Source organism: Pseudomonas sp. Marseille-Q5117 (assembly GCF_946901175.1).
GTDB lineage: Bacteria > Pseudomonadota > Gammaproteobacteria > Pseudomonadales > Pseudomonadaceae > Aquipseudomonas > Aquipseudomonas iranensis.
The window spans coordinates 396,365-410,616 of the sequence record NZ_CAMPPP010000001.1 but is presented as its reverse complement, the minus strand read 5'-3'; the positions used below and the strand labels follow the sequence as shown (position 1 = coordinate 410,616).

Annotated in this window: 16 protein-coding genes; 9 read left to right on the top strand and 7 right to left on the bottom strand. The window is 59.2% G+C overall.

What is annotated here, in order from left to right; all coding sequences use genetic code 11:
* Positions 1–175: 175 nt before the first annotated feature.
* On the top strand, positions 176–1,384 hold the full coding sequence (locus tag OC605_RS01925; protein ID WP_073472450.1) for an ammonium transporter: 1,209 nt from the start codon (positions 176–178) through the stop codon (positions 1,382–1,384).
* Here the strand turns inward: OC605_RS01925 and OC605_RS01920 are convergent.
* Positions 1,381–3,093, bottom strand: coding sequence for a cation:proton antiporter (locus OC605_RS01920; protein ID WP_016770839.1), 1,713 nt, complete (start codon positions 3,091–3,093; stop codon positions 1,381–1,383). The two genes, OC605_RS01925 and OC605_RS01920, sit on opposite strands and share 4 nt — an antisense overlap.
* Positions 3,094–3,291: 198 nt before the next feature.
* On the opposite strand from OC605_RS01920, the gene OC605_RS01915 reads away from it, so the two are divergent.
* The 3 genes from OC605_RS01915 (at position 3,292) to OC605_RS01905 (ending at position 4,918) form a co-directional block, all read left to right on the top strand.
* On the top strand, positions 3,292–3,531 hold the full coding sequence (locus OC605_RS01915) for a glutaredoxin family protein (RefSeq protein WP_122611525.1): 240 nt from the start codon (positions 3,292–3,294) through the stop codon (positions 3,529–3,531).
* Between the two features lie 109 nt (positions 3,532–3,640).
* Entirely contained in the window at positions 3,641–3,958 is a 318-nt protein-coding gene (locus OC605_RS01910; RefSeq protein WP_016770837.1) for a hypothetical protein, read from the top strand.
* Between the two features lie 69 nt (positions 3,959–4,027).
* Positions 4,028–4,918 carry a pseudouridine synthase gene (locus OC605_RS01905; protein WP_262136171.1) on the top strand — a complete coding sequence of 297 codons (891 nt, stop codon included), beginning with the start codon at positions 4,028–4,030 and terminating at the stop codon, positions 4,916–4,918.
* Positions 4,919–5,000: 82 nt separating this feature from the next.
* Here OC605_RS01905 and OC605_RS01900 read toward each other — a convergent pair whose 3' ends face one another.
* Both OC605_RS01900 and mobA read right to left on the bottom strand, forming a co-directional pair.
* Positions 5,001–5,222, bottom strand: coding sequence for a YgdI/YgdR family lipoprotein (locus tag OC605_RS01900; RefSeq protein WP_016770600.1), 222 nt, complete (start codon positions 5,220–5,222; stop codon positions 5,001–5,003).
* A gap of 78 nt (positions 5,223–5,300) precedes the next feature.
* Entirely contained in the window at positions 5,301–5,903 is a 603-nt protein-coding gene (gene mobA / locus OC605_RS01895; RefSeq protein ID WP_186567895.1) for a molybdenum cofactor guanylyltransferase MobA, read from the bottom strand.
* Positions 5,904–5,984: 81 nt separating this feature from the next.
* On the opposite strand from mobA, the gene moaB reads away from it, so the two are divergent.
* Complete coding sequence (moaB, locus tag OC605_RS01890; protein WP_016770598.1) at positions 5,985–6,524, top strand: molybdenum cofactor biosynthesis protein B; 540 nt, start codon at positions 5,985–5,987, stop codon at positions 6,522–6,524.
* Positions 6,508–7,734, top strand: a complete 1,227-nt coding sequence (gene glp, locus OC605_RS01885) for a gephyrin-like molybdotransferase Glp (protein WP_262136170.1) — start codon at positions 6,508–6,510, stop codon at positions 7,732–7,734. The genes moaB and glp overlap by 17 nt, the downstream gene beginning before the upstream one ends.
* A 59-nt stretch (positions 7,735–7,793) precedes the next feature.
* Here glp and OC605_RS01880 read toward each other — a convergent pair whose 3' ends face one another.
* Complete coding sequence (locus OC605_RS01880; protein WP_016770834.1) at positions 7,794–8,102, bottom strand: hypothetical protein; 309 nt, start codon at positions 8,100–8,102, stop codon at positions 7,794–7,796.
* Positions 8,103–8,417: 315 nt separating this feature from the next.
* Between OC605_RS01880 and yegS the strand changes: the two genes are divergently transcribed.
* Positions 8,418–9,335, top strand: coding sequence for a lipid kinase YegS (gene yegS, locus OC605_RS01875; RefSeq protein ID WP_262136169.1), 918 nt, complete (start codon positions 8,418–8,420; stop codon positions 9,333–9,335).
* On the opposite strand, the gene OC605_RS01870 is transcribed toward yegS, so the two are convergent.
* The 3 genes from OC605_RS01870 to OC605_RS01860 all read right to left on the bottom strand — a co-directional run bounded on the left by OC605_RS01870 (position 9,319) and on the right by OC605_RS01860 (position 11,803).
* Positions 9,319–9,978, bottom strand: coding sequence for a response regulator transcription factor (locus OC605_RS01870; RefSeq protein ID WP_016770832.1), 660 nt, complete (start codon positions 9,976–9,978; stop codon positions 9,319–9,321). The genes yegS and OC605_RS01870 overlap by 17 nt on opposite strands.
* On the bottom strand, positions 9,975–10,868 hold the full coding sequence (locus OC605_RS01865; RefSeq protein ID WP_122700119.1) for a sensor histidine kinase: 894 nt from the start codon (positions 10,866–10,868) through the stop codon (positions 9,975–9,977). The genes OC605_RS01870 and OC605_RS01865 overlap by 4 nt, the downstream gene beginning before the upstream one ends.
* Before the next feature lie 464 nt (positions 10,869–11,332).
* Positions 11,333–11,803, bottom strand: coding sequence for a hypothetical protein (locus tag OC605_RS01860; protein WP_186567899.1), 471 nt, complete (start codon positions 11,801–11,803; stop codon positions 11,333–11,335).
* 454 nt (positions 11,804–12,257) lie between these two features.
* On the opposite strand from OC605_RS01860, the gene OC605_RS01855 reads away from it, so the two are divergent.
* Both OC605_RS01855 and OC605_RS01850 read left to right on the top strand, forming a co-directional pair.
* On the top strand, positions 12,258–13,193 hold the full coding sequence (locus tag OC605_RS01855; RefSeq protein ID WP_016770829.1) for a chemotaxis protein CheV: 936 nt from the start codon (positions 12,258–12,260) through the stop codon (positions 13,191–13,193).
* 187 nt (positions 13,194–13,380) lie between these two features.
* Positions 13,381–14,187: an MOSC domain-containing protein gene (locus OC605_RS01850; RefSeq protein ID WP_262136168.1), complete on the top strand. Its 807-nt coding sequence runs from the start codon at positions 13,381–13,383 to the stop codon at positions 14,185–14,187.
* Positions 14,188–14,252 lie beyond the last annotated feature (65 nt).

The following is a 14,252-nucleotide window of genomic DNA, read 5'->3' as shown; positions in this document are numbered from 1 at the left end:
GGCGTCCAAGCAGAAAAACTCTAATTCATTTGCTGGCGGTTCGTGTGCGGACATCGATTCATGCGCCAAATCAGTTCATCGACCCTGCCGTTGAATGACTGGTGAGTCGTAATTTGGTGCATGAAATGCCCGCATGAACCGCTTTGGTGCCTTTTACCCTTGGGTCTGCCTCCTTATGGAAAATCTGCAAAGCGCTGTGGACACGCTGGTTCACAGCTCCAATACATTGTTCATCCTGATCGGTGCGGTGATGGTTCTGGCGATGCACGCCGGTTTCGCCTTTCTGGAGGTCGGCACGGTCCGGCAGAAGAACCAGGTCAATGCACTGGCGAAAATCCTCAGCGACTTTGCCGTGTCGACCCTGGCCTATTTCTTTATAGGCTATTGGATCTCCTATGGCGTCACCTTCATGCAACCGGCAGCGGTGCTCACGGCTGACCATGGCTATGGCCTGGTGAAGTTTTTCTTTTTGCTGACCTTCGCTGCCGCCATCCCGGCGATCATTTCCGGCGGCATTGCCGAACGCGCGCGTTTCGTCCCGCAGTTGTGCGCGACGGCGCTGATCGTAGCGTTTATCTATCCGTTTTTCGAAGGGCTGATCTGGAACGGCAACTTCGGCTTGCAAGGCTGGCTGACGGCGCAGTTTGGCGCGGCATTCCATGATTTCGCCGGCTCGGTGGTGGTGCATGCCGTGGGCGGTTGGCTGGCATTGGCCGCTGTTCTGCTGCTCGGCCCGCGCAATGGTCGCTATCGCGATGGGCGCCTGGTCGCGTTCGCGCCGTCGAGCATTCCGTTTCTGGCGCTGGGCTCGTGGATCCTGATTGTCGGCTGGTTCGGCTTCAACGTGATGAGCGCGCAGACCCTGCAAGGTGTCAGTGGCCTGGTCGCGGTCAACTCGCTGATGGCCATGGTCGGTGGCACCGTCGCCGCGTTGATCGTCGGGCGCAATGACCCGGGCTTTCTGCACAACGGCCCGCTGGCCGGGCTGGTGGCGATTTGCGCCGGCTCCGACCTGATGCATCCGGTCGGTGCGCTGGTAACCGGCGCGATCGCCGGAGCCTTGTTTGTCTGGTGCTTTACCGCTGCCCAAGTCAAATGGCGCATCGACGATGTGCTGGGCGTATGGCCGCTGCATGGTTTGTGTGGCGTGTGGGGCGGGATTGCCTGCGGCATCTTCGGTCAGTCTGCGCTGGGTGGCCTGGGCGGTGTCAGCCTGATCAGCCAGTTGATCGGCACTGCGCTTGGTGTCGCGGTCGCGCTGGTCGGCGGCTTCGTCGTCTACGGCGCGATCAAGGCATTGCATGGGCTGCGCCTGAGTCAGGAACAAGAGTATTACGGCGCCGACCTGTCGCTGCACAAGATCGGCGCGGTGAGTCAGGACTAGATTTCCTCATCATTGGCTCCGGGATAGAAACCGTGGAGCAGGCGATAGCGATCGATACGCACTTGATCGACCTTCTCCTGCACTTTGTGCGCGGGCAGGCCAAGCATGATCAGCGCGTGTGAAGCGAGCATCAGGCTTGACTCCAAAAGCTCCGGCACCACCTCGGTGGCGCCGGCAGCTCTGAGTTCCGCCGATTGGCTGTCGTCACGGGTGCGTACCAGAATCGGCACCTGTCGGTTGAGTCGCCGGGCTTCGCGCAGAATGCGCAACGCCACGTCGCTCTGATCCACGGCGATTACCAGCAGCCTGGCGCGCAACAGGCCAACCGCAGTAAGCAGATCGCCACGCGCCGAGTCGCCGTAATGCACGTCGCTTTCCGCGGATGCGGCTTCCTGCACCCGCACCGGATCGTTGTCCAGCGCAACATAGGCTTGCCCGGCGTTGCCCATGAAGCGGCCGATGGATTGGCCGACGCGCCCGTAGCCGCAGATCACCACGTGCTGGTCGAGGTCGGCGTTGAGCGCGCTGATCTGTTCGATCTGCGCTTCCTGATTGGGCTTGCGGTGCAGCACGGCGGCAATGCGCGGCGCCGCACGCAACAGCAGTGGCGTGAGCAGCATCGAACAGAACGTCGCCGCGAGCAGCAGGGCGCCCGGTTCGGCCGGCAACAGGCTGTTCTGCTGCATCTGCGCCATCAAGGCAAAACAGAATTCGCCACCCTGGGCCAGGGCCAGGCCGCTGCGCCATGCGGTTTCGCTGTCACTGCCGCGCCACTTCACCAGCAGCGCGACCACGATGCCCTTGATCAGCATCAGGCCGAGCGTCAGGCCGATGATCAACAGGCTGTGACTGACGAACAATTGCAGGTCGATCAGCATGCCGATGCTGACGAAGAACACGCCGAGCAGAATGTCGCGAAAGGGCCGGATGTCGGCTTCGATCTGGTGCCGGTAATGGCTTTCCCCGAGCAACATGCCGGCGAGGAAAGCGCCGAGTGCAGGCGACAGCCCCAACAAGTGCGTGAGCCAGGCAGTCAGCAGCACGATCACCAGCGCCAGCAGGACGAACAGCTCCGCAGAGCGCGAGGCCGCCACCTCATGAAACAGCCGTGGCAATAACCAGCGACTGGCGAGCAGCAGGCCGAAGAACAGCACCACGGTTTTGCCCAGGGTCAACGGCAGGGCCCAATACCAGGCCTGCTCGCTGGTGCCGGCGAAGACCGGAACCAGTGTCAGCAGCAATACCGCGACAACGTCCTGAAACAGCAACACGCCGACCGCGTTCTGGCCGTGGCTGCTGAATACTTCACCAAGACTGCCCAGCTCCTTGGTCACGATCGCCGTGGATGACAGCGATAACCCTGCGCCGAGTAACAGCGCCGGCATCAGCGGCATGCCCAGGCCCATCAACAGTGTGCCGAGCAGCGCTGTGCTGATCAGCACTTGCTGACTGCCGAGGCGAAACACCACCTGACGCAGCGCAATCATCTTCGACAGGGAGAACTCCAGACCCAGCGAAAACAGCAGAAACACCACGCCCAGCTCGGCGACATCGGGCAGATGTTCGCTCTCGTTGACCCAGTCGAATGCGTTCGGCCCGACCAGTAATCCCACGCACAGGTAACCCAGCACCGGCGGCAGTCGCAGGCGCCGGAACAGGGCAATCACCACCAGGGATGAGGCGAGGATGATCAACAGATTTGCAAACACGGGACACTCCGCTGTCAGGGCGTTGGCCTCTGAAGCGTAGAGGCAAAAAGTCCGCGAGGATGACGCATTTGCAATTTGCGCTGAATGATTTGCGTCAGGATTTTGCGCCGGGAGCGCTGGGTCCTTTGGGCGCCGCCGGGTCGACGAGGGTTTAGTGGCGTCCTAGAATGGGCTCACTTGTTTTCCGGTAATGCCGTCATGTCTCCAGAATGTCAGCTGTTCGGCACCCTCGGGTGTCATCTGTGTGAAGTTGCCGAAGCCGAGCTGATGCCCTTCGTCGAGCATGGTCTGCTGGTTGAATTGGTGGACATCGCCGAAGACGAATCGTGGTTCGAAAAATACAGCTTGCGCATCCCGGTACTGCGGCGGGTCGACACTGGCGCTGAGCTGGATTGGCCGTTCAGTGGCGACCAGGTAGTGGCATTTTTAGGCTGTTGATTTTGCCTTGATCCTTCCGCTGGTCGCAGCGATACATCCTTGCGTTGGCGCTCGCTGAATTCTTCGGTTACTGTATGTCCATACAGCAATCGAGTCAGAGGGATGAATCGTGGTCAATGTCGAACAGTTGAAGAGCAGCGTTAACCGGATGTCGGTGGACGTGGTGCGCGAGGCCGTCCTCGAATTGCGCCTGGACGGGCTGGTCACGGAAGGCAAGACGCCATTCAACAAGCTGCATTTCAATACCTGCTTTGCCGAAATCGAAGCCCTGTTTCAGCGCGCCGGTTATCACAAGCAACTGGATGTGGTCGGTTATCAGGGCCTGCTCTACGCCTTGTATGATCCGGGGCGTTGGGAGGCCGTCGATGTGTTGCGCTGGCTGAAAGAGTTCACCGAGGCGGCGGCCCTCAAATCGATTCCGGCTTGAACAAACTGCGCTAGGTGGCTTTGCCTCAGTGTTGGATAATGCCGGCCTGCATTGAGGATCCGTATTCGAATGTCCACATCCAGCTTTAACGCTGCGCAAAATCAGGCCAGCACGTTGTATTTGCCCCCCGGTCCGTGGGTCACTGTTGTCGATTGTCTGTGCGAGCATTTCAGTGCCATCGGCCGCGAGCAGTGGCTTGATCGCATCGCTCGAGGGCGGGTGCTGGATGCGCAGGGTCAGCCGATTGCATTGGACTTACCGTACAAGGAAGGCCTGCGCATTCACTACTTCCGCGAAGTGCCGGACGAAAAACCGATCCCGGTTCTCGAGTCGATTCTTTATGCCGACGAACATCTGGTAGTGGCCGACAAACCTCATTTTCTGCCAGTAACCCCGGCCGGGGAATATGTCGAACAAACCCTGCTGCGCCGGCTGATCCGTCGGCTGGACAATCCGCATCTGGTGCCGCTGCACCGCATTGACCGGCACACCGCAGGGCTGGTGATCTTCTCGGCTAACCCGCAAACCCGCTCGGCCTATCAGTCATTGTTCCCGACCCGGCAGATCGACAAGCGCTACGAAGCGATCGCCCCGGCGTTGCCCGAGCTGAATTTCCCCTTGGTGCACAAGAGCCGCCTGGTCGATGGCGAGCCGTTTTTCCGCATGCAGGAAGGACCTGGCGCCAGCAATACCGAAACGGCGGTCGAGGGGCGGGGGAAAAACGGGGATCTGTGGCGCTATGGCCTCTACCCCGTGACGGGCAAGAAGCATCAGTTGCGGGTGCACATGACGTCGCTGGGCGCAAGTATTTGCAACGACCCGTTTTATCCGACGGTGTTGAAAGATGTCGAGGACGATTACGCCAACCCGTTGAAGCTGCTTGCGCAGGGCCTGCGCTTCTCTGACCCGGTGACCGGTGAATTGCGGGAGTTCGAGAGTCAAATCACCTTACAGTGGTAATGCTGAAACTGCTTTCCGAGCGCCCATGAAAAAGCCCGCATGACAATGCGGGCTTTTCTGTATCCGGTAACGACGCGGAGCCTTACAGCTCTTTAACGGTACGAACCTGATCCTTGTTGATGCGGGTCTCTTTGCCGTCCAGCTGCTGGAACTCGTAGAAGCCCGAATCATCATCGTATTTCGGGGTGTCGACGGCCTGGATTTCGCGACCGTCATTCAAGGTGATCACTGTTGGCGAGGAGCAACCTGCGAGGGTTGCCAGGCCCAGTGCGAGCATGAAAGTGGCGAGGGTCCGTTGAGTCATGAGTGTGTCTCCGAATGGGAAATCTTCTGGTTACTGAGCTTGAGACGTAAACAAGGCGTGAGAGTTCCTTGGATAATGTCAGTCTGACACAGTGTTGTGCAGATGTAACAATTCCGGGGTGTTGAGGTTGGCCAGTCGCGGGTCGTTGTCAGGACATTGCAATGCAACGGCACCGAGGCTGCGCATCACCCGGCCCGGGCTGCGTTCACCTGCATCCCAGGCTGCTTCGAATGCCGGCAACAGCGCCACGGGAATCACGCACAGCAGCGGTTCCCAATGTTCGCCGTGGCGCAGCATTAAAGGTTTTTCACGTTGCTGATCGGCAGTATTCAGCATGTCTTCGAGCAACGCCTTGTCGATTCGCGGCACATCACACGGCAACACCAGCAAATGCGCATGGCGCGCCGCTTTCAGCCCGGCACGAATACCGGCCAGCGGCCCGGGGAAATCGCCTTCATCATCCATCACCAACTGATCGGCGAACGTGGCATAGCGCTCGCGATTGCGGTTGCACGAGATGATCAGATCGTCGGTCAGCGGCCGTACCTTGCGCTGCAAATGCGCGATCAAAGGCTCGCCCAGCCACTCGATAAGCCCCTTGTCCTGACCGCCCATGCGCTGGCCGCGTCCACCCGCCAGAAGCAGGACGGAGCAGGGCGGCAATTGACTGTTCGAGGGCATGACGACTCTCCAGAGGGGCGGCGGAAAAATGAGCCGCTGTGATATAACACCGGGCTGTTTCCCCTACAACTGGAAGAGCCTATGAAAGCCAAGGCTGATGTACCTTTCGTGCCGCTCAATATTGCGGTGCTGACTGTCAGCGACACCCGAACCCTGGAAACCGATACCTCCGGCCAGGTCTTCGTTGATCGCTTGATCGCGGCCGGTCACGCGCTGGCCGAGCGGGTTTTGCTTAAAGATGATCTCTACAAAATTCGCGCGCAAGTCGCCAACTGGATTGCCGACGATGTGGTTCAGGTTGTGTTGATCACCGGCGGCACCGGCTTCACCGGGCGTGACAGCACGCCGGAAGCGGTGGCATGCCTGCTCGACAAGCAGGTCGACGGTTTTGGCGAACTGTTCCGCCAGATTTCCGTAGCCGATATCGGCACTTCGACCGTGCAGTCCCGTGCCCTGGCCGGTCTGGCCAACGGCACGCTGGTGTGCTGCCTGCCGGGTTCGACCAATGCGGTGCGCACTGGCTGGGATGGCATTCTTGCTGAGCAACTGGACGCCCGTCATCGTCCCTGCAACTTCGTCACCCATCTGAAGCAGGCGGCGCCTTGTGAATCCCGTGGGTAAGCCGGGCAAGACCGGCAGTTTGGTGCCTGTCGAAACGGCGCTCGAGCGTTTGCTGGCCATGGCCGATGCGTCGCGCATTGTCGAGCGCGAGCACTTGCCGCTGGCTCAAGTCGAAGGGCGGGTGCTGGCGGAAGATCTGATCTCGACGCTGGATCTGCCGCCGTGGCCAAACAGCGCCATGGACGGCTACGCCTTGAACCTGGCGGGTTGGCAGGGCGAGCCGCTGCCGGTCAGTCAAAAGGTGTTTGCCGGACAATCTCCACAACCTTTGGAGCCAGGCACCTGCGCACGCATCTTCACCGGGGCACCGTTGCCGCCGGGCGCCGACTGTGTCGAGATGCAGGAAAATGCTGAAGCTCAGGCTGATGGCCGGGTGCGCTTTCTAGAGCCTTTGAAAGCCGGGCAGAACATTCGTCCGCAGGGCCAGGAAACTACGGTCGGCGAATTGGTGCTGCAAGCTGGCACCCGGCTCGGACCGATTGAGCAGGGCCTGGCTGCTTCGCTTGGCTGTGCCGGCCTCAATGTCGTGCGCAAACCTCGCGTCGCTGTTTTGTCCACCGGCGACGAGCTGGTTGAACCCGGCCAGGCATTGGGCCCGGGCCAGATCTACAACAGCAATCGCGTACTTCTGTGCAGTTGGCTGCAGCGTCTGGGTTGTGAAGTGATCGATGGCGGAATTCTCCCGGACGATCTGGCCACCACGCGGGCGCGGTTGGGCGAGCTACAAAATGTCGATCTGATTCTGTCTACCGGCGGTGTCTCGGTCGGTGAGGCGGATTTCCTCGGCATTGCCCTGCGTGAAGAAGGCGAGTTGGCCCTGTGGAAGCTGGCCATCAAGCCCGGGAAGCCGTTGACCTTCGGCCATTTTCGCAACGTGCCGGTGATTGGCCTGCCCGGCAATCCCGCCTCGACGCTGGTGACGTTCGCCCTGCTGACGCGGCCTTATCTTTTGCGTCGCCTGGGTGTGCAAGCCGTCGAACCACTCAAGTTTGCAGTGCCAGCAGGCTTTGTCTGGCCGGTGGCCGGCAACCGTCGTGAATATTTGCGCGGGCGCTTGGAGCAGGGGCGCGCAATCATTTACCGCAACCAGAGTTCGGGTGTGCTGCGCAGCGCCGCGTGGGCCGACGGGTTAGTAGAAGTCCGAGAGAGCCGCACGCTGAGCGAGGGTGATGAAGTGAGCTTCATTCCCCTCAGTGACCTGCTGGGGTAACCCGTCTTGCCCATGCACGCGTCGGCTGTTAAGCACGGCGCGTGCAACGATTGATTCGGTCAGTTGCTGATCAGTGTCACCAACTGGTCGAATCGGCTGTTGGCCACCCATCCCAGCAGTCCCAGGATGACAGCGGTTGCACCCGCCGAATACGCCAGACGGTGTTTGATCGTCCGGACATCATTGAGCACTTCGTCCATGTCGCGGCGCATGTATTTGAAGTGAGTCTCCAGCTCGCTGACTCGGGGTTCCATATCAAACTCTCCAGGGGTCTTGGCGCTGTTACAGAAGTCTGGTTTCTTGCTGGCACGACTTTCGGCGAGAGCGGCTACCGGGCTCACCGGTGCCTTGGTTTCATGGTTGCGCATGGAAGTACTCGCTGGTCGTAGCAACTGCACGCTTGCTGATTATTCCATTGCTCGATTCATGGAAATGAATCGCAGGGTATCCGTTCATTACCGGCACATCCTTGTGTTATTGAGTTGAAAGTTGGTACTGCCGGCACACGGTGACCCAATGATCGGACGGGGTCAATTAAGCCGATTCCTCTTGTTCCGTACGAAAAAATACCGCTGTGTAGGACGCTGGCCGTTTGAAAAGCAATTAATTGCCATCCCTGCGGCTTTTTTAACGCGCGCAGTGGTCAAGATGTTTCAATCGATTTCAATTCTTGGAGTGACGTTATGAGTGAACGCCGGGCACTGCTGATCTTGCATGGCAAACAGGCACTCAACGAAGATGTCCGCGCTGCCGTCGAAGCCAAGCGTGAGCAAGGCTGGGAACTGGCTGTACGAGTGACCTGGGAGGCTGGCGACGCCCAGCGTCTGGTCGAGGAAGCGTTGGCGGCCGGCTACAGCAAAATCATCGCCGGTGGCGGTGATGGCACGTTGCGCGACATCGCCGAAGCGCTGGCTCAGCAGCCGCAAAAAGCCAGTCTCGTCCTCCTGCCGCTGGGCACCGCCAACGATTTTTCCCGTGCCGCCGGTATTTCCCTGGAGCCTGCCGAAGCCCTTGAACTACTGGATGTTCAGCCCTCGGATATCGATCTGGGCGAGGTGGGCGGGCAGATTTTCCTGAACATGGCGACCGGCGGATTCGGTAGCCAGGTGACCGCCAACACCTCGGAAGACTTGAAAAAGGTCTTGGGCGGTGCCGCCTACCTGTTCACCGGTTTGACCCGGTTCAGCGAGCTGCATGCTGCTTACGGCGAGTTGCAAGGCCCGGATTTTCATTGGCAGGGTGAACTGCTCGCACTGGGCATCGGCAACGGACGGCAGGCGGGTGGCGGCCATGTGCTGTGCCCCGAGGCGCGAGTCGACGATGGTTTGCTGGATATCAGCATTTTGCCGGCACCGCAGGAGCTGGTCGGCACGTTGAAGAATCTGCTGAGCGAGGGCTTCGGCCTCGACAACATGTTTGTGCGGGCGCGATTGCCGTGGGTCGAGATCAAGGTCGCCGAAGGGCTGAGCATCAATCTCGATGGCGAGCCGCTGGAAGGCGACAGTCTGCGATTTGTTGCGAAACCTGCAGCGTTGCAGGTGCATCTGCCGAAGGACTCGCCGTTATTGGGCCAACAACCGTCAATCAGTCATCAAGGCTGATGATCTGTTCACGCACAGCGAACAGCACCAGGCCCGCCACGTCGTAGATTTGCAGGCGCTTCATGATCTGTGCGCGGTGGGTTTCCACGGTCTTGACGCTTAAGCCCAGGCCGTTGGCGATTTCCCGGGTCGATTTACCGCGCACGATCAGGCGAAGGATTTCCAGCTGGCGCGCGGTCAGATTGTGCGAATCGGCGACGTCCGGCTGGCTTTTCTGGTTTCGCGTCAGTGCCTGATTGATCACCGTATGGGCAATGGCCGGGCTGAGGTAGCGTTCGTTGTTGCGCAGGGCTTCCAGCGCGTGCTCGAGCTCGGTGGCCGTGGTGTCCTTGAGCAGGTAGCCATGAGCGCCGGATTCCAGTGCCTGCATGATCAGCGCCGGATCGGTGTGCATCGACAGAATCAGCACTTTGCTCTGCGGCCGCACGCGCTTGAGCCGTTGCAGCGCTTCCAGGCCACCGGTTTCTCTCATCGAGATGTCCAGCAATACGATGTCCGGGCTCAATTGCTCGACCATTTCAAGCAATTGCGAACCATCACTGGCTTCGCCGATTACCGCGTAACCGGGAATATCCAGTACCAGAGCGCGCACGCCGGCTCTGATCAGCGAGTGGTCATCCACCAGAAGTAAGTTACAAGTCAACGCATAACCTTATTCGTACTGGCCCGTTCGAGTGCCCGAGGCGCCCACGGGAATAGTGCTTCGATTCGAGTGCCTTTGCCCGGCTCGCTGATAACGCTCAATGTGCCGCCCAGTTGTTCGATACGCTCGGCCATTCCGGCCATGCCGCGTTGGCCTTCTCTGGCCGGGTCGGCCGCCGGAGCAAAACCCAGGCCGTCATCACTGATCAACAGCGTCAGACCTTGCGGCAATCGCTGTACCCGAATCAACAGGTTTTTTGCCTGTGCGTGCCGGAGGATGTTGGTCACGGCTTCCTGGGCGATGCGAAACGCCGCGACGGCCATTTCCTCGGGAATGCCGTTGAGCCGTTGCTGGCAATCGAGACTCCAGTTGACCGGCGTGTTGGCCAGTGTCTTGAGCAAGTGCGCACGCAGGCTGGCTTCAAGGCCCAGGCTGGTCAATTGACGTGGATTGAGAATCGCCGAGACGTCACGCACCTTGGTCAGGGTTTCATCCAGCGTGTCGCAGAGGACCTTGCATTGTTCCTGCAGATCTTCCGGCAGGCGGCGTTTGAGCCAGTCACTTTGCAGCTTCGCGGCGGTGAGCAACTGGCCGATATCGTCGTGCAATTCACGGCTGAGGCGATGTCGTTCGTTTTCCTGGACTTGCAGCAGTCGATCAGCCAGCTCTTGTGGCTGAAACTTGATCGATTTGCGCGACAAGCGATATTGCACCCAGACGCACGCGGTGGCGGCAACGTCGAGTGCCAGCAATCCCAAGGGAAGACGTGCGGAAACAACATACGCCAGCAGGCTGCCCAAGGTCGCCAGAACACACAGAACAAGTGTGAAGCGCCGGGCGTTTTCCCGAGAAGGTGGCCATGTAATGAGTGACTTGAGACTGGCGTACATAACGGATGGAGCCAATGGATGTTCGCTGCGGGCAGACCGACCGGTGACTGGCGGATCTCTGTGTGGAAATACTGTCAATTATGTTATTGATTCATACCGCATTCGTTAAGCAATCATTGACCGGCAATAACATTGCTAATGAAACGCTGGAGTCACTGTGCCATTAAACGGCAGGTAATTAACCGGCGGCATAATACCACTTAACATACCGTTGGTCGCGGTCACTATATATGTCCATTCAGTCAGGAAATACCGGATCGTGGACGCAAGTTCCATATTGGAAAAAGTTGGAGTTCTTGTAGTTGGACGACTTCGATTTTGCCTGGAAGTGTCTCTGGGAGCACACAGGGAAAACCCTGATGGCGGCATCTGGAAATCAGCCGTTGGTCGGGCAGATTATTTGCCCCGGATTGTCGCTTTCAGGTACGAAGCATTCATTTGCGACAATATCGCGGATTGCAGGCTTAAGCCTGATGCGCGGTAAAGGGCGAAGAGAGCAAACGTTTGCTCATCATCTTCGGCTCGAACGTGTCCTGGCCCATTTGTGCCGCGAAGGCCTCAAGCAGGGCTGTCTGCTCGCTGCCATCAAGGCTCAGTTGTCCGGTTTTATGATCGACCAGCTCAAGCTGCCATGCCATCAGGGTGAAACAGTCCCGCAAGGCATCGAGGGCCTGTTCGTGAAGGTCGACGCGATCCTGGGTCAGATTCAGCAGGCTGTAGATGTGCAGGGAAAACTCGGAGATTGCTTCCAGTGCCAAGGCTTCGGCGCGGCCGGCCAGCTTCAACAGAGTGCCGAGCATGCAGTCGATGGCATCCTTGTCATTGCTGATCAGTTGCAGATGGCTCAGGCATTCTTCGGACTTGGCGAGAAGCGTTTCGGCCTCGACCAGAAATTCGGGGAAGCGTTGCGCCCAGTCTTTACGGTCGATTGGCATGTTCATCTCCACCACGTCGTGTTGGTTGACGGATGGCCGTGTGTGGCGACGATCGTGAATCGTCGGCAGATCGCGCCCGGCGGTGCAGGTGCACGGACCGAGGGGTTCCAGAGGGTGGGTTGCCACTGAATTGCGATCGCACACAATAGCCTGACTCCGTTCATGCAATGAGAATGGCGTCACAGTAATGGCTATTGGAAATGGCGAATATCAGGTTGGGCCTGATTGATCCTAGGGGAATCCCTTAGGCGCGGGAACCTAACGTGCAAACCGAGGTCGCGCCGCAATGAATCTAGCAGATGAAATCACGATTGCCAGTAAAGCATGATGTCAGTGTGACATCAATGGCCGTTTATGGCATTTTTAGCGGCGCGCTTTACAGCAATCAAGATTAGCTGAATGCAGCCGATAAACCCCCATAGTGAATTCATCAGAACAAGCCCAGGAGTCATTGATGGCCGGCATTCTCGACACGGTAGACCAACGCACGCAACTGGTGGGTGAGAATCGCCTGGAAATCCTCATGTTTCGCCTGGCCGGACGCCAGCTGTTCGCGATCAACGTGTTCAAGGTTCAGGAAGTGCTGCAACTGCCCAAGCTGACCCTGATGCCGCAGCGTCATCCCTTCGTCTGCGGCGTGGTCAACCTGCGCGGACAGACCTTGCCGGTGATCGACCTGTCCCAGGCAATCGGCATGCGCCCACTGGTGCCGGGCCCGAACAGCACGATCATCGTCACCGAATACAACCGTTCGGTGCAGGCCTTCCTCGTTGGCGGTGTCGACCGCATCGTCAACATGAACTGGGAAGCCATTCTGCCGCCGCCGACCAGTGCTGGCCGCCAGCATTATCTGACCGCGATCAGCAAGGTCGACGATCAACTGGTGGAGATCATCGACGTCGAGAAAGTCCTCGCTGAAATCGTCCCGTACAACGCCAAGGTCTCGCGCGAGAAACTCGACGACCCGGTACTGGAACGCGCCCGTGGCCGCGAAGTGTTGTTGGTGGACGACTCCAACGTAGCGCTCTCGCAATTGCGCGATACCCTCGGACAGCTCGGGGTGAAAATGCACATTGCCAGCGACGGTCTGAAAGCCTTGAACATGCTCAAGGCCTGGGCCGATACCGGCGTGCACATGACCGACAAACTGCTGATGATCTTCACCGATGCGGAAATGCCGGAAATGGACGGCTATCGCCTGACCACGGAGATCCGCAACGACCCTCGCCTGCGTGGCCTGTACGTCGTGCTGCACACCTCGCTATCGGGCAGTTTCAACGACTCGATGGTGAAGAAGGTCGGCTGCGACAACTTCCTCTCCAAATTCCAGCCGGACAAACTGGTCGACGTGGTGCGCCAGCGTCTGATGCTCGACGCCGTGCCGGCCTGAAACACGCACATCTTGCTTCCTGGGCGAGCCTGCTCGCGAAAGCGCAGGGTCGGACACATTGATGGTGAATGTGCCGGCCTCTTCGCGAGCAGGCTCGCTCCCACAGAAGTGTATTTACATTAATGACGGCTTTGATTCGGTATTGAAGCTCGTATAGGGTGGCGTTTTTCCTCCAAGGAAGCTGGCTATGCTGCGTCTGAGCGCGCTTTATCGTTACCCGTTGAAATCCGGCAAGGGCGAAATCCTGCAAAGCATCGAGCTGGACAAGCTCGGGCTGGCGGGCGACCGACGCTGGATGCTGGTGGACGAGGCCAGCGGGCGCTTTCTGACCCAGCGTGCCGAAGCGAAGATGAGTCAGTTGTCGGGGTTATGGAATGCCGGCGGCGGTCTGACCCTCAGCGCTCCCGAGCAGGGATCTATCGAAGTCGCGCTGCCCGCTGCCGACGCCGAGCTGCGCGGTGTGACGATCTGGCGTGACACCCTGCGGGTGCCGGACGCCGGTGATCAAGCCGCGCGTTTTGTCAGCGACTTCCTCGGCAAGCCGACACGTCTGGTGCAAATGCCACTCGAGCGGGCGCGCACCACGCAGTCGGGTTTCGGCAAGGACGACGATCAAGTGGCGTTCGCCGACGGTTATCCATTGCTGCTGATCGGCGAAGCTTCGCGGCTGGCCCTCTCGGAAACGGTAGGGCGAGAGCTGGAGATGCTGCGCTTCCGTCCGAATCTGGTGATCGAAGGCAGCGCGCCTTATGCCGAGGACCAGTGGAAACGCATTCGCATCGGCGATATCGAATTCCGCGTGGTCAAGCCATGTGCGCGTTGCATCATGACCACCGTCGACCCGCAAACCGGTGAGCGCAGCACCGATCGCGAGCCGTTCGCGACGTTGCAGAAACATCGCTCAACCGCTGATGGCGCGATGTTCGGACAGAATCTGGTCAACGACGGCAATGGCCGCCTGGAAGTCGGCATGCCGGTGGAGATTCTCGAATAGGCTGTCGCTGAAACGAAAAATGCCCGGGTCTTTTGGACGCGGGCATTTTTTTGCGCTGTGAAACC

Excerpts from the sequence above, each read along its gene's own strand:
- OC605_RS01880 (WP_016770834.1), bottom strand. The coding sequence starts at position 8,102 with ATGCGCAACCATGAAACCAAGGCACCGGTGAGCCCGGTAGCCGCTCTC.
- OC605_RS01905 (WP_262136171.1), top strand. The coding sequence starts at position 4,028 with ATGTCCACATCCAGCTTTAACGCTGCGCAAAATCAGGCCAGCACGTTG.
- OC605_RS01850 (WP_262136168.1), top strand. The coding sequence starts at position 13,381 with ATGCTGCGTCTGAGCGCGCTTTATCGTTACCCGTTGAAATCCGGCAAG.
- OC605_RS01900 (WP_016770600.1), bottom strand. The coding sequence starts at position 5,222 with ATGACTCAACGGACCCTCGCCACTTTCATGCTCGCACTGGGCCTGGCA.
- OC605_RS01860 (WP_186567899.1), bottom strand. The coding sequence starts at position 11,803 with ATGCCAATCGACCGTAAAGACTGGGCGCAACGCTTCCCCGAATTTCTG.
- mobA (WP_186567895.1), bottom strand. The coding sequence starts at position 5,903 with ATGCCCTCGAACAGTCAATTGCCGCCCTGCTCCGTCCTGCTTCTGGCG.
- OC605_RS01855 (WP_016770829.1), top strand. The coding sequence starts at position 12,258 with ATGGCCGGCATTCTCGACACGGTAGACCAACGCACGCAACTGGTGGGT.
- moaB (WP_016770598.1), top strand. The coding sequence starts at position 5,985 with ATGAAAGCCAAGGCTGATGTACCTTTCGTGCCGCTCAATATTGCGGTG.
- yegS (WP_262136169.1), top strand. The coding sequence starts at position 8,418 with ATGAGTGAACGCCGGGCACTGCTGATCTTGCATGGCAAACAGGCACTC.
- OC605_RS01925 (WP_073472450.1), top strand. The coding sequence starts at position 176 with ATGGAAAATCTGCAAAGCGCTGTGGACACGCTGGTTCACAGCTCCAAT.
- OC605_RS01865 (WP_122700119.1), bottom strand. The coding sequence starts at position 10,868 with ATGTACGCCAGTCTCAAGTCACTCATTACATGGCCACCTTCTCGGGAA.
- OC605_RS01915 (WP_122611525.1), top strand. The coding sequence starts at position 3,292 with ATGTCTCCAGAATGTCAGCTGTTCGGCACCCTCGGGTGTCATCTGTGT.